Source organism: Streptomyces lichenis (assembly GCF_023218175.1).
GTDB lineage: Bacteria > Actinomycetota > Actinomycetes > Streptomycetales > Streptomycetaceae > Streptomyces > Streptomyces lichenis.
In genome coordinates, this window is the sequence record NZ_JALPTH010000002.1 from 12,689 (window position 1) to 34,397 (window position 21,709).

Annotated in this window: 22 protein-coding genes; 14 read left to right on the forward strand and 8 right to left on the reverse strand. The window is 73.1% G+C overall.

The genetic code is table 11. The features are described 5' to 3' along the window. Nucleotides 1-9: 9 nt before the first annotated feature. Together M1O15_RS01740 and M1O15_RS01745 are read right to left on the reverse strand one after the other, a co-directional pair. Complete coding sequence (locus tag M1O15_RS01740; protein ID WP_248631360.1) at nucleotides 10-426, reverse strand: ATP-binding protein; 417 nt, start codon at nucleotides 424-426, stop codon at nucleotides 10-12. Beyond that, nucleotides 423-635, reverse strand: a complete 213-nt coding sequence (locus tag M1O15_RS01745; RefSeq protein ID WP_248631361.1) for a hypothetical protein — start codon at nucleotides 633-635, stop codon at nucleotides 423-425. Before M1O15_RS01745 ends, M1O15_RS01740 begins: the two co-directional genes overlap by 4 nt. Before the next feature lie 126 nt (nucleotides 636-761). Between M1O15_RS01745 and M1O15_RS01750 the strand changes: the two genes are divergently transcribed. Next, nucleotides 762-1,640 (forward strand): helix-turn-helix domain-containing protein, encoded by an 879-nt coding sequence (locus M1O15_RS01750; RefSeq protein ID WP_248631362.1) that lies wholly within the window; start codon nucleotides 762-764, stop codon nucleotides 1,638-1,640. Continuing rightward, nucleotides 1,597-1,890 carry a DUF397 domain-containing protein gene (locus M1O15_RS01755; RefSeq protein ID WP_248631363.1) on the forward strand — a complete coding sequence of 98 codons (294 nt, stop codon included), beginning with the start codon at nucleotides 1,597-1,599 and terminating at the stop codon, nucleotides 1,888-1,890. Before M1O15_RS01750 ends, M1O15_RS01755 begins: the two co-directional genes overlap by 44 nt. Before the next feature lie 16 nt (nucleotides 1,891-1,906). Here M1O15_RS01755 and M1O15_RS01760 read toward each other — a convergent pair whose 3' ends face one another. Beyond that, nucleotides 1,907-3,292, reverse strand: coding sequence for an NsdA family TPR-like regulatory protein (locus M1O15_RS01760; protein WP_505017675.1), 1,386 nt, complete (start codon nucleotides 3,290-3,292; stop codon nucleotides 1,907-1,909). Nucleotides 3,293-3,553: 261 nt separating this feature from the next. Here M1O15_RS01760 and M1O15_RS01765 point away from each other — a divergent pair, with 261 nt between their 5' ends. The 6 genes from M1O15_RS01765 to M1O15_RS01795 all read left to right on the forward strand — a co-directional run bounded on the left by M1O15_RS01765 (nucleotide 3,554) and on the right by M1O15_RS01795 (nucleotide 8,560). Next, on the forward strand, nucleotides 3,554-3,694 hold the full coding sequence (locus M1O15_RS01765) for a hypothetical protein (protein WP_248631365.1): 141 nt from the start codon (nucleotides 3,554-3,556) through the stop codon (nucleotides 3,692-3,694). A 104-nt stretch (nucleotides 3,695-3,798) separates the two neighbouring features. Beyond that, nucleotides 3,799-5,508 carry an asparagine synthase-related protein gene (locus M1O15_RS01770; protein ID WP_248631366.1) on the forward strand — a complete coding sequence of 570 codons (1,710 nt, stop codon included), beginning with the start codon at nucleotides 3,799-3,801 and terminating at the stop codon, nucleotides 5,506-5,508. Beyond that, nucleotides 5,502-5,798, forward strand: coding sequence for a PqqD family peptide modification chaperone (locus M1O15_RS01775; RefSeq protein ID WP_248631367.1), 297 nt, complete (start codon nucleotides 5,502-5,504; stop codon nucleotides 5,796-5,798). The genes M1O15_RS01770 and M1O15_RS01775 overlap by 7 nt, the downstream gene beginning before the upstream one ends. Further along, on the forward strand, nucleotides 5,795-6,217 hold the full coding sequence (locus tag M1O15_RS01780) for a lasso peptide biosynthesis B2 protein (RefSeq protein ID WP_248631368.1): 423 nt from the start codon (nucleotides 5,795-5,797) through the stop codon (nucleotides 6,215-6,217). The genes M1O15_RS01775 and M1O15_RS01780 overlap by 4 nt, the downstream gene beginning before the upstream one ends. A 198-nt stretch (nucleotides 6,218-6,415) precedes the next feature. Continuing rightward, nucleotides 6,416-8,242, forward strand: coding sequence for an ATP-binding cassette domain-containing protein (locus M1O15_RS31310; protein ID WP_282576156.1), 1,827 nt, complete (start codon nucleotides 6,416-6,418; stop codon nucleotides 8,240-8,242). A gap of 66 nt (nucleotides 8,243-8,308) precedes the next feature. Further along, entirely contained in the window at nucleotides 8,309-8,560 is a 252-nt protein-coding gene (locus M1O15_RS01795; protein ID WP_248631369.1) for a helix-turn-helix domain-containing protein, read from the forward strand. A gap of 53 nt (nucleotides 8,561-8,613) precedes the next feature. Here the strand turns inward: M1O15_RS01795 and M1O15_RS31560 are convergent, their stop codons facing one another. Then, entirely contained in the window at nucleotides 8,614-9,519 is a 906-nt protein-coding gene (locus M1O15_RS31560) for an FG-GAP repeat protein (RefSeq protein WP_248631370.1), read from the reverse strand. Between the two features lie 70 nt (nucleotides 9,520-9,589). Then, nucleotides 9,590-10,144, reverse strand: a complete 555-nt coding sequence (locus M1O15_RS01805; RefSeq protein ID WP_248631371.1) for a PadR family transcriptional regulator — start codon at nucleotides 10,142-10,144, stop codon at nucleotides 9,590-9,592. 67 nt (nucleotides 10,145-10,211) lie between these two features. On the opposite strand from M1O15_RS01805, the gene M1O15_RS01810 reads away from it, so the two are divergent. From M1O15_RS01810 to M1O15_RS01820, 3 genes are all read left to right on the forward strand, one after another. Further along, entirely contained in the window at nucleotides 10,212-11,669 is a 1,458-nt protein-coding gene (locus M1O15_RS01810) for an MDR family MFS transporter (protein ID WP_248631372.1), read from the forward strand. A 138-nt stretch (nucleotides 11,670-11,807) separates the two neighbouring features. Next, on the forward strand, nucleotides 11,808-12,251 hold the full coding sequence (locus tag M1O15_RS01815) for an SseB family protein (RefSeq protein ID WP_248631373.1): 444 nt from the start codon (nucleotides 11,808-11,810) through the stop codon (nucleotides 12,249-12,251). 197 nt (nucleotides 12,252-12,448) lie between these two features. Beyond that, nucleotides 12,449-13,429: a pirin family protein gene (locus tag M1O15_RS01820; RefSeq protein WP_248631374.1), complete on the forward strand. Its 981-nt coding sequence runs from the start codon at nucleotides 12,449-12,451 to the stop codon at nucleotides 13,427-13,429. Nucleotides 13,430-13,444: 15 nt separating this feature from the next. On the opposite strand, the gene M1O15_RS01825 is transcribed toward M1O15_RS01820, so the two are convergent. Next, entirely contained in the window at nucleotides 13,445-13,660 is a 216-nt protein-coding gene (locus tag M1O15_RS01825) for an ATP-binding protein (protein WP_248631375.1), read from the reverse strand. Between the two features lie 102 nt (nucleotides 13,661-13,762). On the opposite strand from M1O15_RS01825, the gene M1O15_RS01830 reads away from it, so the two are divergent. Both M1O15_RS01830 and M1O15_RS01835 read left to right on the forward strand, forming a co-directional pair. Next, a complete protein-coding gene (locus tag M1O15_RS01830) occupies nucleotides 13,763-14,119 on the forward strand; it encodes a VOC family protein (protein ID WP_248631376.1) in 357 nt (118 codons plus the stop codon). 209 nt (nucleotides 14,120-14,328) lie between these two features. Then, the gene (locus tag M1O15_RS01835; RefSeq protein WP_248631377.1) at nucleotides 14,329-14,895 is read left to right on the forward strand and encodes a DinB family protein; all 567 of its coding nucleotides are present in this window, start codon (nucleotides 14,329-14,331) and stop codon (nucleotides 14,893-14,895) included. A gap of 357 nt (nucleotides 14,896-15,252) precedes the next feature. On the opposite strand, the gene M1O15_RS01840 is transcribed toward M1O15_RS01835, so the two are convergent. Next, a complete protein-coding gene (locus M1O15_RS01840; RefSeq protein WP_248631378.1) occupies nucleotides 15,253-17,424 on the reverse strand; it encodes an ATP-binding SpoIIE family protein phosphatase in 2,172 nt (723 codons plus the stop codon). 269 nt (nucleotides 17,425-17,693) lie between these two features. On the opposite strand from M1O15_RS01840, the gene aspS reads away from it, so the two are divergent. Next, a complete protein-coding gene (gene aspS / locus M1O15_RS01845; RefSeq protein ID WP_248631379.1) occupies nucleotides 17,694-19,460 on the forward strand; it encodes an aspartate--tRNA ligase in 1,767 nt (588 codons plus the stop codon). Nucleotides 19,461-19,765: 305 nt separating this feature from the next. Here the strand turns inward: aspS and M1O15_RS01850 are convergent, their stop codons facing one another. After that, nucleotides 19,766-21,646 (reverse strand): VWA domain-containing protein, encoded by a 1,881-nt coding sequence (locus M1O15_RS01850; RefSeq protein ID WP_248631380.1) that lies wholly within the window; start codon nucleotides 21,644-21,646, stop codon nucleotides 19,766-19,768. Nucleotides 21,647-21,709 lie beyond the last annotated feature (63 nt).

The window sequence follows — 21,709 nt, forward strand, 5'->3', positions numbered from 1 at the left end:
CCCGCCCGCCTAGTCCTGACGGCAGACGCCCACGGACTCCGGCCGGAACACCGGCCCGGGCCGCACGGCCGGCAGCTCGCACCAGACCGTCTTGCGCCCCGGCCCCGGCACCACCCCCCACCGCAGCGCCACCGCGTCCAGCAGCGCCAGCCCCCGCCCGCCCTCGTCATCCGGGTCGGCGGAGCGCAGTGTGGGCAGGGCGCGCGGATCCGGGTCCGTCACCTGGACATGCACCAGGCCGTTGGCCGAGGTGATCAGCACGGTGACCGGGGTGCCCTCCCCCACATGCGTGATCACATTGGCCAGCAGCTCGCTCACGCACAGCTCCACCTCGGGACAGGGCTCCCCCAGGTGCTCCCGCACCGCCCGCCGCAGCTCGGGCACCTCCTTCGCCACGGCGAGCAGCGAGGCCGTGAACACGCTCACCGCCCGCCCTTCGCCCGCAGCACGTCCACCAGCGCGCGGGCGGTCGCCAGGTTGCAGTTGCCGAGGATGACCAGCGGCGGGTGCCCGAAGTCCCGCCCCAGGGAGGGCAGTTTGATCCCGTGCTCGGCGAGGACGGCCCGCAGGTCGTCCACGGTCTCCCGGGCGACGAGGTCGGGGTCGGGGGTGTGGGTGTGGGGGTGGTCGGTCATGGGGATGGCCTGCCTTTCGCGCTACTCGCCGCCTTCTGTGACGAACTGGTCACACAGTGGCGCGATGACCACTACCGTGGAAGAGGTTTCGGCTACTCGGCAACGGGCGTTGAAAGGCGGGCAACCATGGCCGCGCGCAAGAAGAAAGACGACGTCATCACCGTCTCCAAGCTGTACGGCAAGGAGTTGCGCCACAAACGCAACGAAGCCGGGCTGACGCTGGAGCAGTTGGCGGAGGACAGCTTCTACGGACTGGGCTTCATCAGCGAGATCGAACGCGGCAACCGCTCCATGCCGAAGGATCTCGCCGGGCATGTGGACCGGGTCCTCAAGACCGACGGCTACTTCCTCCGGAACTGCGAGGACGTCCGCAAGGCCCGGCTCAACGGCCACGCCGACTACTTCGAGACGGTGCTGGAGGCGGAGAAGCGGGCGCTGACCATCGACCAGTGGTCGCAGGCAGTATTCCCGGGCCTGCTCCAGACCGAGCCGTACATCCGGGCACTGTTCAAAACGGACCGTCCTCTAGAACTCCCGGAGGAGACCGAGCAGAAGATCGCCGGTCGGCTGGCGCGCGCCGAGCTCTTCCTGAAGGACCCGATCAAGCCGGAGTACTGGATCGTGCTCCATGAGAGCGCGCTGCGGATGTCAGTACTGCCGCCCGGCCTGATGGCCGAGCAGTGTGAGCATGTCGCGGAGCTGGTGCGGTCGGGCCGAATCACTCTCCAGGTGATGCCGTGGAGCGAAGGTGTCCACCCTCTGATGATGGGCAACGTCATCGTGCTGACGTTCGCTGACGAACCACCGCTGGTCTACATCGAGTCGCAATACGCCGGTCAAACCGTGGACGATCCGGCGGTCGTGAAGAAGTACCGCAGGTCGTACGATCGGCTGCGGGCCGCCGCCCTCTCACCGGAGGCGTCCCTCGCCCTGATCGAGCAAGCTGCGGAGGACTGGCGTAATGGCTCACACAGCACCGGATTTGAGCACCGCGGTCTGGCATAAGAGCAGCTACAGCAACACTGACGGTGGCGACTGTGTCGAGGTGGCCCGCCACTTCCCCGGTGCCGCCCACTGGCGTAAGAGCTCCTACAGCAACACCGACGGCGGCAACTGTGTCGAGGTCGCCGACAACGTCCCCGGCCTCGTCCCCGTCCGCGACTCCAAGGTCACCGAGGGCCCCGTCCTCCTCCTCGCGTCCACCGCCTGGGCGCCCTTCGTCTCCGCGGTGAAGGGCGGCGGGCTGCGCGGCTGAGCCCGGCCCCATAGTGTCAACTCGGCCGGAGTGCCGCACGGATACGGCCTCGGCTGCCGGCAGCGGCGGTGCCGGCCGGGGCCGCGGCCAGTTCGGTGTCCAGTTCCCGTAGGCGGTCGCTCACGCGGGTGGAGTGCACCTCGCCCATGAGGGCGAGGGCCGTGGTGGTCGCGGTGTCGGCGGCATCCGTCTGCCCGGCCCGGACATGAGCGCGGGCCAGGGCGATGTGGTCGAAAGCGCGGCTGCGGACCCGCTCGGCCGGCCGGTGTGCGGTGCCCTGGGTGATCAGGTCGATGGCGCGCGCCGAGCGTGCGGGTACACACTCGGCGGCGATGAACTCGCACACCCCGGCGGTGACGTGGAACTCGGCGGTGTCGAACCAGGCGGCCCAGCTCGGGGCCGGGTCGTCGCCCTCGCCCATCAGCGCGTGCTCGGCGGCGGCGGTGGCGCGTTCCATCCCGCCGATGTCGCCCAGGACGGCGTGGCAGCGGGCTTCCAGGGAGGCCAGCAGGGCGCGTAGTCGTCCGGGAGGCAGCTTGCGGGTGCCGTACTGGGCGGCTTGGACGAGGTCGAGGGCGTCGTGGGCGTGCCCCAGGTGATTGGCCTGGCGGGCGAGGCAGTTCAGCAGATGCCCGCCGATGCCGGTGCCGTCGGAGCCGGCCTGGTGGGCGGCCCGCAGTCCGAGGAGGAGGTAGCGCTGGGCGTCGTCGTGGACGCCGGCGTCATGGGTCATCCACCCGGCGACACTGGCGAGTTCGGCGATGGCCGCGAACAGAGCGCGGCCGGTCTCCTCGGTGTAGGTGGCGGTGGCGGCGAGGTGGGTGACGTGCTGGAGCTGGCCGACGACGGCGAGCCGGGACAGGGCGCCCCCGTGCTCGTTGTCGAGGAGGCGGAAGGCGGCGGTGGTCGCCTGGATACGGCTGACGTCGGACCGGCCGACGCGGGCGCCGGGCCGTACGGGCTCGGGCAGGGGTTCACCGTCGGGCAGGCGCAGCCAGGGTTGCACGGCCTCCACCAGCGCCGGGCCGGTCAGCAGGCGGGAGAGGGAGGGCGGGCGGGTGTCGGTCACGGCATCGCTCCGGGTGGTGGCGAGTAGGGCGGCGACGACCGCGCGAGCCGACCACCCCTCTGCGCCCGGGCGCGGCGGGCCGGCGGCGAAGCCGAGATCGGCCGGGGTCAGCCGACGGCCGCACAACCGTGTCAAAGCCTCGGCGAGGAACGCGGGCACCGGCGGGCGGGGCTTCTCCGCATGGTTGATCCACCGCGAGAGGCGGGAGCTGTCCGGCTGGACGTCATACCGTCCGTGGGCGGCTGCGACACGAGCGACCTCCGCGGCGATGTGGCTGTAGCTGGCCTGGGATAACCGCACCCAGTGCGCCAGCTGGTCATTCGGCTGCGACACCGTGTTCCTCCAGCTCAGAGATGATGAAGGCGTGGTGCGGTCCAAGGCTGTGCGCTGACCTCAAGGGTACGAGGCGAGGAGCTGGCCCGGTGCGGTTCAGCCGTGGTTCGCAGCGACTCGCAGCGCTCCCGCAGCGAAAGGAGGTCCGGCCGAGCGCAGCAAACCGCCCCGGTATCGCCGTGGAGACGCCGCGCCGGCGGGCGCTGGACTGGGAGCAGCCCGGCCGCCACTGCGCCGGAACCCTCCAGGGAGGTCACCCCCATGCAGGACACCCAGAGCAGCCAGACCGCCGACGCGGAGCCGACCGGCTTCGACCTGAACGTCCACTCGGTGGACGCGGCCACCCTCGGCTCGCAGAACTACAACGACTCCGACAAGGACCGGTACTTCGAGGGCATGTGACCCTCCCGATCCACCACCGGGGCCCGGCCCGCGGGAGGCATCGACCGTCCCGCGCACCGGGCCCCGGCTCGCCTACCGCGTCGACCGATGAGGGGAGAGCACTGATGGAGGAGAGTGGCGGCGCCACCGCCGAGGAACGGCGGGCACTGCGCCGCGGACCGGTGAGGGTGGCGTTCGACGGTAGATGTCGGCTCGTCGTGGCCGGGGACTGCGGTGCCGGTCGGGCCCAGCTCGACCAGGCGCTCCGCACGGTCGCCGAGCACCGGTGGACGGAGCTGACCCGCTGGCCCGGCTCATACTGGATCATCGCCCAGGCGCCGGACGGCACCCGGTTCATCGCCGGGGACCTCGCCGGGCTGCGCCCCGTGTTCCTCAACCGGACCGGCACCGGCCCGCTGTGGGGGTCGGACCTCGGTCACCTGGTCCGCCTCACCGGCGCACCGCTCGACCTGGGGCTGCTGACGGCCCGGATCACCCATGGCGAACAGCACTGGCCGCACCGCACCCCCTACCGGGGCATCGAACTTGTTCCCGGCGGGAGCGCCGTGGTGGTGCGCGAGGGCGAGGTGAGCACCGTGGACGTCACGGGGATCGAGCCGGTCGCCGACCTCCGCAGCGGTGCCGAGGCGTTCGGGTCCGCGCTGACCCGGGCGGTGCAGCGGCCGGTACGCGAGGCTGCGGAGGAAGTAGGCGCCGACCTGTCCGGTGGGTTGGACTCGGGCACGGCCGTGCTCCTGGCGGCGGCGATCGGCCCGGTGCGGGCGGTCACCTGCACGGACGCGCACACCAGTGCCGAGGACACCGCGTACGCCTCCCGCATCGCCGCGTACGCCGGCATCGAGCACCACATCGCCTCCGGCTCGGCCGAGCACCTGCCCTTCGCGCTCACCGACGTGCCACCCACCGGCGAACCGGCCGCCGCGGCGGTGAACTGGGACATGGACCGGCTCTACCGCGCGCCGGTGGCCGGAAGCCCGCTGCACCTGACCGGCCACGGCGGGGACGCGGTGCTGGACGCCACCACGGCGGCCTGGGTCGGCATGATCCAGCGCGGCTACGTCCGCGACGCCAAGCGGCATGCCTACGCCTGGGCACGGCTGCGCGGGCAGGCGCCCGGCCCGTACTGGAGGGCCTTGCGGCAGACCGCCCGTACCGGTCGGCGCGAGAGCCTGCTCTGCGCCGCCAGGGTGCTGGAGACCGGCACGGTGGGTGAGCGCCCGCCCGGTTGGACCTGGGTGCCTACCGGCCAAGCCGCGATGTGGCTGACCGGCAGCGGTCGCGCCGTCGTGGCCGCGTTGCTGTACGAGGCCGCCGACGGCCCCCAGCCGGAGTTCGCCGACGAAGCCGACCAGTGGACGGCGCTGCGCTCGACCGGTGCGGCCGCCCGCGCCGAGCTGCCGCTGTACGAGGCCATAGGCCTGCACCCGGTCCATCCCTACCTCGACAACCAGGTGGTGCGGGCGGCGTTCGCGGTGCCGGCGGCGGAGCGCCGCGGGGTGGACACCTTCAAGCCCCTGTTGGCCGCCGCCCTGCCGCAGCTTCCCCCCTGGCTGACCGGCCGCCGCTCCAAGGGGTCCTTCACCGCGCAGCGGATCGCCGGTGTCGCCCGCCACTACCGCGCGCTCGACCGTCTGATCACCGACAGCCCGCTCGTCCAGGCCGGCCTGCTCGACTCGGACGCGGCCCGCCGCACGCTACGAGCGACCGCCACCGGGCGGGGCGCCGCCCCGATCGGCGAACTGCACCACCTCCTGATCACCTGCCAGTGGCTGGCCACCCGACCGGCCGCCGCACAGCGGGAGCCGGCATGCTGACCGTCGCCCCGGGCGTGTATCACGCCGACACCGAGCAGGGCACGGCCATCCTCAACACGCGGACCGGGCAATGGCTTTCGCTGGCTCCGGCGGCCACGCAGGTGTGGCGGGAGGCTCTGCGCCACGGATCCGTCGACGGGCTGGCCGACCGCATCGCCGTCCCCGCCGGGCTCGACCCGGCTGCCACCCAGGCCGCCGTCGCCAGGTGCGTCGCCGCCCTGTTGGAACACGGGGTCCTCATCGACGTCGCCCGCCCGGTGGCGCGGCGGCGAAGGAGGTGGTGGAGATGAGTGTCGTCGCTTCGGGCCCCCGCCCCACCGCACCCTGGCCGGACCGGGCTCTGGCCTTCACCGCCCTGGCGGCCGCGCTCGTGCTCTCCCGCCTTCCGCTGCCCCGGCGCCTGGCCCTCGTACGCCAGACCCGACACCTCCCCTACGCCTCCCCCTCCCGGCTCGACGCCCTCTACACCGCGGCGTGCGCGGCCGCGCCATGGTGGTGGCCGGGCCGGATCGCCTGTATGGAGCTGAGCCTGGCCGCCGTGCTGGCCGCCGCGCTCACCGGGCGCCAGGTCCGCTGGGTCCTCGGTGCCCGGTTCCAGCCCGACGCCTTCCACGCCTGGGCCGAGGTGCCCGGGCACAGCGTCGGCCGGGACATCGGCGACGCGGGCGACCGGCCATGGACCCTCGTGATGACCGTGCCTGATCGTTAGCAGGCACCACGGCCCGCGGCAAACCTCCCCGCCCCGAGCCGCCGTCCCGAACGGGTGAATTCAGTTCACGTACATTGACGCCAACACCGACCTGAGCTGGCCCGATCGTCCAGGCGCCCGGATAAGGCGTTGCCGCCGCCTCGCTGGGGGTCGCTTCCTGTACGGGTGACCCCCACTCCCGGCCAGCAGCCCCCGCACATGCGACTTGCCGCCGACCGGCACCATGACGCCGGCACCGGCCTGAGCACCTGGGCCGTCGCCCGGCGCCTGCCCTCCACCCTGGCCCGGGCCGCCCGGCTCGGGTGGCACGTGGACCGCACGGCCGTCCTGACCCTGCTGGCCGCCCAGGTCACCGCGGCCGTCCTCACCGCGCTCGCCCTCACCGCCACCGCGCACCTGCTCACCACCGTGCTGGCCGCGGACAGCCTGATCCTCGGCATCCAGGGCAACACCGCCGCCCTCGGGGCCGTCACCGGCGCGGTGGCCGGCCGCTACCTCGCCGACGCGGGGGCCAAGGCGGCCGCGGCCAGGCTGGCACCCAAGGTCGTCCGCGAGGCCGACTTGCAGGTCATCACCGCCGCCACCGGCGCCGAACTGGTCGCGTACGAGGATCCAGACTTCGCAGACGCCCACCAGGCGGCCGGCGACGGCGCCAACGCCACGCGCGATCTGGTCCTCGACGCCCGGCAGATCACCGGCGCCCTCGCCCAGCTCACCGCCGCGGCCGCAGTCGCCACCGCCCTGCATCCCCTTCTCGTGCCACTCCTCATCCTGGCCGCCCTGCCCTGCGCCTTCGGCGCCCTGCGTGCCGCCCGCATCGAGCACACCGCCCACCATCGCAACCACTCCGACACCCGGTTGCGAGCCGTCCTGCGCAACTACGCCACCGAGCGCTCCACCGCCGACGAGGTCCGCGCCGGCACCATGGCCCACTTCCTCATCGACCAGTACCGCACCGTCTCCAGCCGCCTGGAGACCGAGCAGTTCACCGCCTCCCGCCGCGCCCTCCTCGCGCAAGGAGTCGGCGACACCCTGTCCGCCGGCGGACTGCTCCTCACCTGGGCCGCGCTGCTGACCCTGGTCGCCACCGGCCACATGGAGCCGGCCGCCGCCGGGGCCGCCGCTCTGGCCGTACGCACCTCCAACACCGCCCTGACCACCTCGGTACGGGTCGGTGCCCGCCTCTTCCGCACCTCGCTGTCCCTGGCCGACTGGACCCGGTTCCTGAGCCTGGCCCGGCAGTGGGCCGGCACCCGCGGCCCCGCCCGGATCACCGCGGCGCCCGGCACCATCACCGCCCGCGCGGTCGGCTTCACCTACCCCGGGGCGACCACATCGGCGCTGACCGGCATCGACCTCACCCTCCACCGCGGCGAAGTCCTCGCCCTGGTCGGCGAGAACGGCTCCGGCAAGACCACCCTGTCCAAGCTCCTCACCGGCTTGTTCCTCCCCACCACCGGCCGCGTCGCCTGGGACCGCCACGACCTCGCCCACACCGACCCCGCCTCGGTGTACCAGCGCATCGCCGTCGTCCCGCAGGACTACACCCGTTGGCCGCTGAACGCCCGCGAGAACATCACCCTCGGCCACCCCCGACCCACCGGTGACCACGCCGTCCACGCCGCCGCCGAAGCCGCCGGCGCCGACACCGTCCTGGCCCGGCTCCCGCACGGCCTGGACACCTCCCTGGCCCGCTCCTGGTGGGGCGGACACGAGATGTCCGGTGGCGAATGGCAGCGCGTCGCACTCGCCCGTGCCTTCCACCGCGACGCCCCGGTCCTGGTCATGGACGAGCCCACCGCCGCCCTCGACGCCCGCGCCGAGCACCGGATCTTCAGCCGCCTGCGCCACCTCGCCGCCGGCCGCACCACGATCTTCATCACCCACCGCCTGATCAACACCAAGCTCGCCGACCGCATCGCCGTCCTGGACCACGGCCACATCGTCCAAGTCGGCACCTTCGGTGAACTGTCCACCGGCGCCGGCCCGTTCCACGACATGCTGAAACTCCAGGAGGACCGATGACGTCGGGAAGGCAGGAGCCGGCGGGGGAGATCGCCACCGCCGACCCCGCACTCGATCCCGCATGGCGTGGTGCTCGGGCCGGTGCGGGCGGAGATCCTGTGCTTCCTCCCGCACCACCCGACGGTGAGCGCCCTGGCGGCGCACCTCCGGGTGAGGGTCAGCACCGCCACGTACCACTGCGGGCAGCTCGCCGAGGCCGGGCCGCTCCACCGCGACCGGCGCGGCTGGGAGGTGCGGCTGCTCCCGACCGAGCGCGGCACCGCACTGGCCGAACTCCTCGCACCCGTGGCGTCCGGCGGCCTGCCCGGGGCAGGGTGACCGGGGCGGACCGGTCGGGATGCCCGGTGGCCAGGGAAGCCCGGGGCTGGGGCTCAGCCGGCGAAGTAGGTGCCCAGGGTGCGGTACTTCAGCTTCAGGGAGTCCGTGGTGAAGTGCTTCGCACCGCTCGTGGTGGTGCCGGAGGGCGAGCCTTTGAGGATCTGGACCAGGCCCCAGCGGTCCTTGCCGTCGAGCTCCTCGTTGACGTCGACCAGCAGGTCGGCGCGGCCGTCGCGGGTGTAGTCGGCCGGCTTCAGCGTCCGGCCGAACGCGCCGTCCTGCTCCGGGGTGTCGGCCACGTTCGCCGTGCTCTGGTCGAAGGCGGTGGCGCCCTTGCCGGTCAGCCCGCCGGGGCCGCCGCGCAGCACGGTGACCATGCCGGTGTTCCGCACCCTGCCCGCGTCCTCGCCGTACGCGCCGGCGGCCAGGTCCGCGTAACCGTCGCCGTCGACGTCCCCGGCGTCCAGCGCCGAGCCGAAGTGGCCGTCGTTCTCCGAGGCGCCGGGGACCCCGGCGGTGTCCTGGCTGAGGGTCTGCATCCGCTTGGGGCGGCCGTCGGCGCTGCCGTAGTGGACGATCACCGAGCCGCGCCCGCGGTCGGTGTTCTCCAGGCCGCGGCCGACCGCCAGGTCCCCGAAGCCGTCCTTGCCGAAGTCGCCGACGACGGAGAGGCCGGGTCCCGTCTGGCCGCCGCCGTCGTCGGGGACGCGGAGCGGGTGCACGGGCCGGTCGGCGAACGAGGTCCACGAGGTCCCGCTGCGGTGCAGGAAGACGGGCTGCTGCCTGGCGGGGGTGTTCTGGTAGAGGTCGCGGCCGACGATGTAGACGTCGGTGCCGCCCTTGCCGTCCACGTTCCCCGCGACCAGCTCCGCCACGTCGAGATAGCCGTAGCCGCCGAGGGGCTGCCGACTGCCGTACTTCCCGGCCCGGCTGAAGGGGCCCTTGAGGGGCACACGCACGGCCGAAAACAGCCGTTGAACACGCGTTCGGCCACGAGACCCCGCACGGGCGGCGACGGTTGTGTGCCCGTCACCGCCCCTTACCCCCGTTCTCGGCGGCGCGGCGCTCCAGGTCCTCGGCGGTCTCCCGGGCCCAGTCGCGCAGCACGGTGAAGGTGCGGATGCCGAGGTCCAGCGCGTAACCGCCGAACGGCGGCTCGCCGGAAGCGCCCCGGGCCTCGATCGCGGCCCGGTCCTTCAGCAGGTCGTCCAGGAGGGCGGCGTGGCGCTCCGCCAGCCCCCGCATGGTGGCCGCCGCCCGGTCCGGCGGCAGCAGCGGCAGCAGGAAGGCGCGCAGGGCGGTCTCGTTGCGGACGGCGCGGTGGGGTTCCGGGTGGGCCACCCACGCGTCGATCTCCGTCCGCCCGGCCTCGGTGATCGTGTAGACCTTGCGGCCGCGCCCGCCGCCCGTCTCCTCGACGGTGACCGCCCCGCTCTCCACCATTTTGGCCAGCTCCGGATAGATCTGGCTGTGCTTGGCCTGCCAGACCTGGTTGATCACGTCGTCGAAGGTCTTGGCCAGTTCGTAGCCGGAGGCCGGGCCCTTGGAGGCCAGCGTTCCGAGCAGGGCGATGCGCAGGGACATACCGGCAGGGTACCTCCGGGAATGCCTCCACCTTGACGTGTCAGTTTCTACATGTCACTTTCTTCACATGACCGATAAGACGCGTGACCGGTCCGGCAACGGACTCCTTCTCGTCGCCGTGCTCGGCGGCATGTTCCTGGCGATGCTGGACCAGACGATCGTCGGCACCGCGCTCCCCCGGATCACCGAGGACCTGGGCGGCGCCAGCCTCTACACCTGGACCGTGACGGCGTACCTGCTGACCTCCACGGTCACCGTCCCGCTCTACGGGCGGCTGTCCGACCTGCACGGCCGCAAGCCGCTGCTCCTCACCGGCATCGCGGTCTTCCTGCTCGGCAGCGTGCTGTGCGCGCTGTCGCAGGACATGGGCCAGCTGATCGCCTTCCGCGCCGTCCAGGGCCTGGGCGCCGGCGCCCTGATCCCGCTCTCGCTGGCCCTGGTCGCCGACACCGTCCCGGCCGAGTGGCGCAGCCGCGCGCAGGGCGCGGTGGGCGGGGTCATGGCCCTCAGCTATGTGGTCGGGCCCTACCTGGGCGGGCTGTTCACCGACCACGCCAGCTGGCACTGGGTCTTCCTGGTCAACCTGCCGATCGGCGCGGCCGTGCTCGCCGTCATCTGGCGGAAGCTGCCGAGGGTGGCCGGGGTGCCGGGCGGCGGGCGGCCCGACTACGCGGGCATCGCCGTGCTGACCGCGGGCATCAGCGCCCTGCTGGTCGGGCTGACCATGAAGGGCATCGACGGCCACGGGTGGACGGACGCGGTGGTGGTCGGGCCGATCGTGCTCGCGGCCGTGCTGCTGGTGCCGTTCGTGCTGATCGAGAACCGGGCCGCCCAGCCGATCATGCCGATGGGCCTGTTCCGCGACCGCGCCTACACGGTGGCCAACCTCGCCTCGTTCTTCTCCGCCTTCAGCCTCTTCGCCGCGGTGGTGTTCCTGCCGCGCTTCTTCCAGGAGGCGCAGGGGCACAGCGCGGCCACCAGCGGCCTGCTGATCTACCCGCTGATGATCGCCATGGTGGCCGGCAGCTTCCTGGCCGGGGCCCTGATCAGCGGCACCGGCCGGACCAGGCCGTGGCTGATCGGCGCGGCCGTGCTGGGCGCGGCGGGGTCCCTGCTGTTCACCGGGCTCACCCTGGACACCTCGCGGTGGACCATGGCGCTCTGGATGGCGCTGATCGGCCTCGGCGTCGGCCCGATGCTGTCCGGGCTGACCATCGCCGTACAGACCGCGGTGGACCCGGCCCACCTGGGCACCGCCAGCTCCAACATCGCCTTCTTCCGCCAGATCGGCGGCTCGATCGCGCTGGCCGTCGCGGGCACGCTCTACGCCGACACCCTCACCGGCCACCTGGGCGAGGGCCTGCACCAGGCCCAGGCCGCCGCCACCGCCACCGCGCTGCCCTGGCTCGCCACCCTCGGCGCGGTCGCCGCCCTGCTCGCCCTGCTCTTCCTGCCCGGGCCCCGGCGGGGCGTACGGGAGGCCGCGGCCTCGACCCCGGCCGAGTCCCTCGGCGCATCGGCCTGAGCCGCGCCGGAGCCCGGGCCCGGTCCCACGTCCCGGGGCCTCCGGGGTCCGGGCCCACGTCCCGGGGGCTCCCGGGTCCGGGGCGGCAACAACCGGGAGCCGCAGCCCTGTTCCGTAGCGGCCGATAGGCTGGTCCGCATGTACGGGTACGAGCAGACACAGGGCGCCTACGCCCCGCCCCAGCAGGGGTACGCGCAGCAGCCGCCGCTGTATCCGGAGCCGTCTCCTCCGTCGCTCGCGGACGCGGTGCGGGCCTTCACCACCGGGTCGCTGACCCCGGAGGACTTCCAGCAAGTCTTCGCCACCTCCAAGGTCTACTGCCCGCGCGGCGACAACCCCGGATTCCTCGCCCTGCACAGCACCCAGCAGCCGGTGATCCCGATGTTCACCTCGCTGAAGGAGCTGCGCCGGTACGCGGGCAAGGAGTCCAAGTACTTCGTGATCACCGGCGCCGAGGTGATCGACCTGCTGCCGACCGGGTACGGCTTCGTCCTCGACATGGAGGGCGACCACCGGATCGTCTTCGACGCCAAGGCCGTGGAGGAGATGGTCGACTTCGCCATGCGGCGGATGTACGGCTGACGACCACGGACGACGTCTCTGCCGTTTCTGACGTCTCGTCTCCGACATCTCTGACGTTTCACGTGAAACCAAGCGCCCGGCGGGAATGCCCGCCGGGTTCTGCGCGTTCGGGGTGGCAAGAAGTTCATCGTTCAACTAATCTGGGGGTACGCAGTCGCCGGGGCAGCCCCTCGGCGGCCCCTCAAGGAGGTCCCGCCATGCCTGCCGTCACCGTCGAGAACCCGCTGGCCCTGCCGCGCGTCACCGCCCCCGCGGGGTCGGACGCGCCCACTCGTCCCGTGCTCGCCGTGACCACCGCCCCCAGCGGCTTCGAGGGCGAGGGCTTCCCGGTCCGGCGGGCGTTCGCCGGCATCGCGTACCGGCACCTGGACCCGTTCATCATGATGGACCAAATGGGCGAGGTGGAGTACGCGCCGGGCGAGCCCAAGGGCACCCCCTGGCACCCGCACCGCGGCTTCGAGACCGTCACCTACCTGATCGACGGGACCTTCATCCACCAGGACTCCAACGGCGGCGGGGGCACCATCACCAACGGCGACACCCAGTGGATGACCGCCGGGTCCGGCCTGCTGCACATCGAGGCCCCGCCGGAGTCCCTGGTCATGTCCGGCGGCCTCTTCCACGGCCTCCAGCTCTGGGTGAACCTGCCCGCCAAGGACAAGATGAAGGACCCCCGCTACCAGGACATCCGCGGCGGCCAGGTCCGGCTGCTCACCTCCGCCGACGGCGGCGCCCTGCTCCGGGTCATCGCCGGCGAGCTGGACGGGCACCAGGGGCCGGGCATCACCCACACCCCGATCACCATGGTCCACGCCACCCTGCGCCCCGGCGCCGAGATCACGCTGCCCTGGCGCTCCGACTTCAACGCCCTGGCCTACGTCCTGGCCGGACGCGGCACGGTCGGCGCCGAGCGGCGGCCCGTCACGATGGGCCAGACCGCCGTCTTCGGCGAGGGCTCCACCCTGACCATCCGCGCCGACGAGACCCAGGACGGCAACACCCCGGACCTGGAGATCGTCCTGCTCGGCGGGCAGCCCATCCGGGAGCCGATGGCCCACTACGGCCCGTTCGTCATGAACACCCAGGCCGAGCTGCGCCAGGCCTTCGACGACTTCCAGGCCGGCCGCCTCGGCCGCGTCCCCGCCGTCCACGGCATGACCGCGGGTGGCCTGAGCTGAGGCCCCGCACCCGCCTCACGGCGAGGCCGGCAGACGCACCAGCAACCGCGCCCCGCCGAGGCCGTCACGGTCGTCGGCGACGGTGAGGCTGCCGCCGTGCCCGGTGGTGGTCTCCCGGGCGATGGCCAGCTCCAGCCCCGTACCGCCGCCACCCCGGCCGCGGGCGCGGCGTCCGGCTGGCGCACCGTCTGCCTCCGGGTGGAGGTCGTGGTGCTCCGGCGCCGCGCTCACTGACCCGGGCCGCCAAGGGCATCGGCTCTCCGCAGCGGCTCTACCCTGCTGGGACCGCGCGGCCACCGGGTGGCCGTGCGGCATCGATCGAGGGAGGCAGCGATGACCGTACGCCGAGTCGTGCCCAACGTCCGCTCCGAGGGGGTGGAGGACGCCGAGGACAACCGCGTCTTCTACGGTCTGCTCGGGTTCGAGGAGGTCATGAACCACGGCTGGATCATGACGCTCGCCCCGCCCGGCACCCCGACCGCGCAGATCAGCTTCATGACCGCCGACCAGGCCGCCCCCGTCACGCCCGACCTCAGCGTGGAGGTGGACGACGTGGACACCGCGTACGCCACGGTGCGCGCGAGCGGCGCGGAGATCGTGTACCCGCTGACGGACGAGGAGTGGGGCGTCCGCCGCTTCTTCGTCCGGGACCCGGGGGGCCGGGTGGTCAACGTACTGAGCCACCGCTGACGCCGAGCGCGCAGCCAGGCCGCCGGGCCGCCGGGCCGCCGGGGAGTTGGTGCCACTCCTCGAACCGGAGGCCGCCGTCCGGACGGATCGCTGCGTCCCCTCGTACCTTCGCGCGCATGGCGGTCATATTCTGTCCTAAAGGCCTGTGATCGTGGTCCTGCACCGACCGACCCCACCCGGGAAATCGCCGGAACGGACTGGAGATCACCATGACCGACCCCATCCCCGTGCTCGACGCGGAGCGGACCGATCTGCTGGCCGCGCTGGCCGGGGCGCGCGCCGCCCTGACCGCCACCGTGGACGGGCTCACCGACGAGCAGGCCGGGGAACGCCCCACGGCCAGCGCCCTGTGCCTGGGCGGACTGGTCAAGCACGTCACCCGCGTCGAGGAGCGGTGGCTGCGCTTCGTGGTCGAGGGCCCCGAAGGCATGCACGCCCGTCTGCCCGAGGGCGTCAGCTGGGGCGACATCATGTCCGGCACCGCCGAACCCCCGCAGTGGATGGTCGAGCACCAGGAGTCCTTCGCCATGCAGCCCGGCGAGACGCTGGCGGAGGTGCTGCGGCAGTACGAGGAGGTCGCCGCCCGGACGGCTGAGACCGTCGCCGCCCTGCCGGACCTGTCGGTGGCACATCCGCTGCCCGAGGCGCCCTGGCAGCCGCCGGGCCAGTCGTGGAGCGCCCGCCGGGTGCTGGCACACGTCATCGCCGAGACCTCCCAGCACGCCGGACACGCCGACATCATCCGCGAGACCCTGGACGGCCGCACAGCCACCTGACGCCCCCCTACCGGGGCCCGAGCCATCGCTTCCCCGGCGGTACCCAGGCCCCGCCTGCCGCGCCGCAAGGCACGCGCCCGGCCGCACGGCCACCTGATGCCCCTGCCTGCCGGAGCCCCGGGCCGCGCCCCCCGGGGGCGGCCGTCTTAGCGCGCGGCCGACCCGGTCGTAGCCGCCCCGGCCGCCCAAGCCGTACCCGTGGCCGCCGGGTCCCGGCAGGGGCTCATGCCCGGGCGGCCGCCCGCCCCGCCGCCGGGCCCGGGCGCCCCGCAAAGACCGCCCACCCGCCCGGGCGCCCCGCAAAGGCCACCCACCCGCCCGGGCGCCCCACAGCGATCACGCACCCGCCCCCGCGCCCTACGCCTCCACCGTCCGCTCCTCGTAGAGCGCGAACCAGATCGACTTGCCCTCGCCGCGCGGGTCGACGCCCCACTCATGGGCCAGCATCTCCATCAGCACCAGGCCCCGGCCGGAGGAGGCCATCTCACCGGGGCGGCGGCGGTGCGGGAGCTCGTCGCTGGTGTCGGCGACCTCGACCCGGAGCCGGCGCCGGCCGTGGTCGCCGGTGGCCTCCACCACCAGCAGGGCGTCGCCGTCGGTGTGGACGAGCACATTGGTGATCATCTCCGACACCATCAGCACCGCCGAGTCGACCTGATCGGCGTCCGCCCAGTCGTGCAGCAGGGCCCGCAGATGGCGGCGGGCGGCCGAGATCCGCTCCGGCTCGGCCTGCGCCACCGTCATCACACTGCGCCGGATCGCCGCCGGCCGGGCCTCGGCCCCGGTACGGGAGAGCAGCAGCACCGCGATGTCGTCCTCGCGGCGGTCGGCGAGGCGGCCCGTGGTGTGGTGCGAGCCGGGCCCGTGCACGGCCTCGATGAGCCGGTCCGCCAGCGCCTCCAGCCCCTCCCCGGCGAGGTCGTGCTCCTCCATGAGGGCGCAGACCCGGGCCCAGCCGGTCTCCAGGTCATGGCCGCCGGTCTCCAGCAGCCCGTCGGTGCAGACCATCAGCGTCTCCCCGGGCTCCAGGATGAGCCGGGTGGTCGGGTAGTCGGTGTCCGGGATGATGCCCAGCGGCAGCCCGCCCGCCGTGGGGCGGACCATCACCGTGCCGTCCGCCATCCGGATCGCCGGGTCGGGGTGGCCGGCCCGGGCGATGTCGAGGGTCCCGGTGGCCGGGTCGACCTCCAGATACAGGCAGGTGGCGAACCGCGCCGAGGCGTCGATCCCGCCTCCGCCGCCTCCCGCGCCGAGGCCGCCGCCCCGCATCTGGACCCCGCCCAGGCTCCCCGCACCGGCGCTCCCGCCGCCGTCGGCGATACCGCCCTCGGTGATGCCGTGCAGGAAGCGGGAGGCACGGGAGAGCACCGCGTCCGGCCGGTGGCCCTCGGAGGCGTAGGCGCGCAGCGCGATCCGCAGCTGGCCCATCAGCCCGGCGGCCCGGACGTCATGGCCCTGGACGTCGCCGATGACCAGCGCCACCCGGCCGCCGGGGAGCTGGATCATGTCGTACCAGTCGCCGCCGATCTGGAGCCCGCCGCCGGTCGGCACATACCGGGCGGCGACCTCCATGCCGGGGATCGCCGGGCCGAGCACCGGCATCATGGCCCGCTGGAGGCCCAGCGACAGCTCCCGCTCCGACTCGGCGACCCCGGCCCGGGCCAGCGCCTGGGCCAGCATCCGGGCCACCGTGGTCAGCACCGACCGCTCGTCCGGGGAGAAGCCCACCCGGTAGGTGAAGGCGGCCATCCAGGCGCCCAGGGTCCGCCCCGCCACGGTGAGCGGCAGAAAGGCCCAGGACTCCCGGCCGAACGGCTCGGCCAGCGGCCAGGTCGCGGGGAAGCGGGACTTGTACTCCTCCGGGGTGGGGAGGTAGATCGCGCGGCCGGTGCGGATCACCTCGGCCGCCGGGTAGTCGATGTCGAGCGCCATCTCCGTGAACGGGCTCTCGTCGGTGACGCCGTGGCCGTGGTGGCCGATCACCGTCAGCTGGTCGCCCTGCACCCCGAAGACCGCGAGCCCGTCCGGGGAGAAGCCCGGCATCGACAGCGAGGCCGCCACCCGCAGCACCTCCGCCGTGGAACGGGCCTCCGCCAGCGCCCGCCCGGCGTCCAACAGGAACGCCTCCCGCGAGCGCCGCCAGTCCCCGGTGACCGGGGTGCGCGCGGCGGTGCCCGGCTGGGCGTCGGCGACCTCCTGCAACATCCCGACCAGCTCGAAGTCGCCGCCCTTGACATATGGCTTGGAGCGGCTGCGTACGGTCCGCAGCACCCGCCCCTCCCCGTCCACGATCCGCAGCCGGGCCTCGGCGAGGGTGCCCTCGGCGACCGCCAGGTTCACCACACCGTCGATCTCGTTCCAGTCCACCGGGTGGAACCGCGAGCGCACGCCCGCCTCGGTCAGGGTGACCCGCTCGGCGGGCAGCCCCAGCAACCGGGCGGCCTCCGCGTCCAGGGTGACGATCCCGGACGCGTTGTCCCATCGCCACAGACCGGTCACGGTGGCGGCCAGGACGTCCTCGGTGCGCATTGCCCCACTTTAAGAAGACGAACCGACCGGTCGCCACCGGCCCCGCCCCCGGCCGTCGTCCCCTCCCCCCGCCGAATCCCCGGGCAGCGATCTTGCGACGACCGGTAACCTTGACGGGTCACGCGAGTCGTTTGACGCGAGATGTTTCACGTGAAACACGCGCGGAGCAGGCGCCGGCAGCCGCCGACCCACGCCGGAGGCACGAACCCCGCCCGCCCGCGCGACACCACACGCAAGACCACCCAACCCCGAAGACTGGATGAACGACGATGCATCGGTACAGGTCCCACACCTGCGGCGAGCTCCGCGCCTCTGACGTCGGCACCGACGTCCGGCTGAGCGGCTGGCTGCACAATCGGCGCGACCTGGGCGGCATCCTCTTCATCGATCTGCGCGACCACTACGGCATCACGCAGCTGGTGGCCCGTCCCGGCACGGCCGCCGCCGAGGTGCTGGACAAGCTGACCAAGGAGACCGTCGTCCGGGTGGACGGCAAGGTCGTCTCGCGCGGCGCGGAGAACGTCAACCCCGAGCTGCCCACCGGTGAGATCGAGATCGAGGCCGCCGAGGTCGAGGTGCTCGGCGCGGCCCAGCAGATCCCGTTCACCATCAACGCGGACGACGGCGTCAACGAGGAGCGGCGCCTGGAGTACCGCTTCCTCGACCTGCGCCGCGAGCGCATGCACCGCAACATCATGCTGCGCTCGGCGGTCATCGCCGCCATCCGCTCCAAGATGGTCGCGCTCGGCTTCAACGAGATGGCCACCCCGATCCTCACCGCCACCTCCCCCGAGGGCGCGCGCGACTTCGTGGTGCCCTCCCGCCTCAACCCGGGCAAGTTCTACGCCCTGCCCCAGGCGCCGCAGCAGTTCAAGCAGCTGCTGATGGTCTCCGGCTTCGACCGCTACTTCCAGATCGCGCCCTGCTTCCGCGACGAGGACGCCCGCGCCGACCGCTCGCCGGGCGAGTTCTACCAGCTCGACGTGGAGATGAGCTTCGTCGAGCAGGAAGACGTCTTCCAGCCGATCGAGAAGCTGATGACCGAGCTCTTCGAGGAGTTCGGCGGCGGGCGGCACGTCACCTCGCCCTTCCCCCGCATCCCCTTCCGCGAGGCGATGGACAAGTACGGCTCCGACAAGCCGGACCTGCGCGCCCAGCTGGAGCTGGTCGACATCACCGATGTCTTCGAGGGCTCGGAGTTCAAGGCCTTCGCGGGCAAGCACGTACGGGCGCTGCCGGTGCCGGACACCGCCGCCCAGCCCCGTAAGTTCTTCGACGGCCTCGGCGACTACGCCGTGGAGCAGGGCGCCAAGGGCCTGGCCTGGGTCCGCGTCGGCGAGGACGGCTCGCTCACCGGCCCGATCGCCAAGTTCCTCACCGAGGACAACGTCAAGGTCCTCACCGAGCGCCTGGGCCTGGCCGCCGGGCACGCCGTCTTCTTCGGCGCGGGCGAGTACGCCGAGGTCTCCAAGATCATGGGCGCGGTCCGCGTGGAGGCCGCCAAGCGCGCCGGCCACTTCGAGGAGGGCGTCTTCCGGTTCTGCTGGATCGTGGACTTCCCGATGTACGAGAAGGACGAGGAGACCGGCAAGATCGACTTCTCGCACAACCCCTTCTCGATGCCGCAGGGCGGCCTGGACGCCCTGGAGAACCAGGACCCGCTGGACATCCTGGCCTGGCAGTACGACATCGTCTGCAACGGCGTGGAGCTGTCCTCGGGCGCGATCCGGAACCACGAGCCCGAGATCATGATCAAGGCCTTCGAGATCGCCGGCTACGACCGCGACACCGTCGAGCACGAGTTCGCCGGCATGCTCCGCGCCTTCCGCTTCGGCGCCCCCCCGCACGGCGGCATCGCCCCCGGCGTGGACCGCATCGTGATGCTCCTCGCCGACGAGCCCAACATCCGCGAGACCATCGCCTTCCCGCTCAACGGCAACGCCCAGGACCTGATGATGGGCGCCCCCACCGAGCTGGACGAGTCCCGCCTGCGCGAACTGAACATCCAGCTCCGCAAGCCGGTCGCCGACAAGTAACCCGGCCCCCGGCACCGCACAGGGCCCCGGCCCCGAGGAACGCCCTCGGGACCGGGGCCCTGCCGGTACACCGGAGAGGCCTCAGTGGGCCTCCACAGGACCTTCGGCGTAGCCGGTTTCCGCGAGTCGGGCCCGCTGACCGTCGCCACCAACGTCCCCCAGTGCATGTCGGCCCCTCCCCCAAGGTGATCACGGCATCGAGCTCAAGGACTCCACGCGCCGCCCCGGGGAACAGGCCGGACGAGAAGGGCCCGGGAACCGGCCGCGGACCCGCCGCGCTCCGGCTCCCGGGCCCCGAAGAGGACTCAGGACGCGGTCGTCCAGTCCGCCAGCAGCTCGCGGTAGAAGGTGGCGTGCGGCACCTCGGCCGGGGCCGGGCCCGCGTGCTGGAAGCCGAACCTCTCCGTCCCGTCCTCCAGTAGCTTGCGCAGGTAGTCGAACGCCTTCGCGTCCTTCTCGCCGAACGCGACGAACCGCCACTCGATCTCCGGGCTGCCCTCCGCCGCCTCTGCGAGCGCCTTGGTGGCCGCCGTCCGGGACTCCGGCGCCCCGTCCGTCTGGAAGACCACCAGCGCCGGGCCGCCCGCCGCCTCCGAGGCCGCGTGCAGCCGCCGGACCTCCTCGATCGCCTGCTCGTAGTGGGTGCGGCCCATCCGGCCCAGCTCGTCGTGCAGGGCCTCGATCCGGCCCTCGACGTCCTCCAGGGACACTTCGCCGGTGCCGTCCACCTCGGTGGAGAAGAAGACCACCGGCACGGTCGCCCGCTCGTCCAGGTGCGCGGCCAGCGCGAGCGCCTGCTCGGCCAGGTGCTGGGCGCTGCCGTCCTTGTAGAACGACCGCATCGAACCGGAGCGGTCGAGCACCAGGTACACCGTCGCCCGCGCCCCGGTCAGCCCTTGCTTCCGCAGCACCGCCCCGGCCGCCTTGTACGCCTCCGCCAGCTGCGGCGCCCGCGACTTCACCCGCGCGAGCGTGAACGCGGGCTTGCCGGACGCCTGCGCGGCGGCGGCCTTGCCGGCCGGCTTCCCGGCGGCGGCGGGCTGGGAGGCGGCCTTCTCGGCGGCGGGCTGGGAGGCTGCCTTCCCGGCGGGCTTCTCAGGCGCCTTGTCGGCGGCCTTCTCCGCTGCCTTCGCTGCCGCCTTCCCAGCGGGCTTCTCGGCGGCGGGCTTGCCGGGCGCCTTCCCGGCGGGCTGGGAGGCGGCCTTCTCGACGGTCTTCTCCGTCGCCTTCGCTGCCGCCTTCCCGGCGGGCTTCTCGGGCGCCTTGTCGGCGGTCTTCTTTGCCGCCTGCTCAGCGGGCTTCTCGGGTGCCGCCTTCTCGGACTTCTTCGGTACGGGCTTCGCCTCGGGCGCCGTCTCCTGTTCCGGCGCGGGCTCGACCGCCGGTTCCGTCGCAGGCCCGGTGGTGGGCTCAGACTCGGCCTTGCGCTCCGGTGCGGACGAGGAGGTCTGGGCCGGGATGCCCGCCTTCGGCTCCGCGTCCCGCTGCTCGTCCTCGTTGCGCTCCGGAACGGCCTCGTCGCGGGCGGCCGGAACCTGGGCGCGGCGCGCACGCGGCTGGTCGAAGGAGGCGGCGACCAGGTCCGCGGCCGTCTGCTCGGCCGGGGAGGGGGCCGCCGGGGAGGGGGCCGCCGGGGACGGCACCGTCACCGAGGAGGCGGCGGCACCCGAGGAAGCGGCAACCGGCTCCGTACCGCCGGAAGCCTTCGCGCCACGCGAACGGCCGGCACCCGTGCCCTTGCCCGTACCGGCGGAACCGCTCCCACCACCGCCGGAAGCGTCCGACCCCTCAGAGGCATCCGCCGCAACCGACTCATCAGACGCACCGGACACATCGGAGGCATCAGCCGCATCCGCCGCGCGGGATGCCGTCGGCTCGTCGGAGGGGCGGTCCGCGCCGGAGCCCTCGCCGCCGGTGCCGGGCTCCACCGTGTCCGGGCGGCGCTCGTCCTCGTCCCGCCGCTCCTGCCGATCACCGCCGTCGTCCGCCCGGCCCGCATCCCCAGCGCGGCCCTCGCCCTCGTCCTTCTTCTTCTCCTTACCGCCCTCATCCGCATCGGCGGCCGGGGCGGAGGTGTCCTGGGGCACGGCGCGTCCCGTCTGGGGCGGGACGGAGACGGTCGACGTCTCCTCGCTCTCCGCACGGTCGCGGCCGAACACCTTGCGCAGCAAGCTCCGAATGCCCATGGGGAGAGGCCTTTCGCATGTGGGGTGCCGTGTATGTCCACACTGGCCTGTTATCGGGGAAAT

Bases quoted from the DNA above. Each gene is read 5' to 3' on its own strand.
- M1O15_RS01815 (WP_248631373.1), top strand. From the start codon at position 11,808: ATGTACGGGTACGAGCAGACACAGGGCGCCTACGCCCCGCCCCAGCAG.
- M1O15_RS01810 (WP_248631372.1), top strand. From the start codon at position 10,212: ATGACCGATAAGACGCGTGACCGGTCCGGCAACGGACTCCTTCTCGTC.
- M1O15_RS01820 (WP_248631374.1), top strand. From the start codon at position 12,449: ATGCCTGCCGTCACCGTCGAGAACCCGCTGGCCCTGCCGCGCGTCACC.
- M1O15_RS01850 (WP_248631380.1), bottom strand. From the start codon at position 21,646: ATGGGCATTCGGAGCTTGCTGCGCAAGGTGTTCGGCCGCGACCGTGCG.
- M1O15_RS01750 (WP_248631362.1), top strand. From the start codon at position 762: ATGGCCGCGCGCAAGAAGAAAGACGACGTCATCACCGTCTCCAAGCTG.
- M1O15_RS01770 (WP_248631366.1), top strand. From the start codon at position 3,799: ATGGAGGAGAGTGGCGGCGCCACCGCCGAGGAACGGCGGGCACTGCGC.
- M1O15_RS01840 (WP_248631378.1), bottom strand. From the start codon at position 17,424: ATGCGCACCGAGGACGTCCTGGCCGCCACCGTGACCGGTCTGTGGCGA.
- M1O15_RS01805 (WP_248631371.1), bottom strand. From the start codon at position 10,144: ATGTCCCTGCGCATCGCCCTGCTCGGAACGCTGGCCTCCAAGGGCCCG.
- M1O15_RS01775 (WP_248631367.1), top strand. From the start codon at position 5,502: ATGCTGACCGTCGCCCCGGGCGTGTATCACGCCGACACCGAGCAGGGC.
- aspS (WP_248631379.1), top strand. From the start codon at position 17,694: ATGCATCGGTACAGGTCCCACACCTGCGGCGAGCTCCGCGCCTCTGAC.
- M1O15_RS31310 (WP_282576156.1), top strand. From the start codon at position 6,416: ATGCGACTTGCCGCCGACCGGCACCATGACGCCGGCACCGGCCTGAGC.
- M1O15_RS01780 (WP_248631368.1), top strand. From the start codon at position 5,795: ATGAGTGTCGTCGCTTCGGGCCCCCGCCCCACCGCACCCTGGCCGGAC.
- M1O15_RS01745 (WP_248631361.1), bottom strand. From the start codon at position 635: ATGACCGACCACCCCCACACCCACACCCCCGACCCCGACCTCGTCGCC.
- M1O15_RS01755 (WP_248631363.1), top strand. From the start codon at position 1,597: ATGGCTCACACAGCACCGGATTTGAGCACCGCGGTCTGGCATAAGAGC.
- M1O15_RS01835 (WP_248631377.1), top strand. From the start codon at position 14,329: ATGACCGACCCCATCCCCGTGCTCGACGCGGAGCGGACCGATCTGCTG.
- M1O15_RS01830 (WP_248631376.1), top strand. From the start codon at position 13,763: ATGACCGTACGCCGAGTCGTGCCCAACGTCCGCTCCGAGGGGGTGGAG.
- M1O15_RS01765 (WP_248631365.1), top strand. From the start codon at position 3,554: ATGCAGGACACCCAGAGCAGCCAGACCGCCGACGCGGAGCCGACCGGC.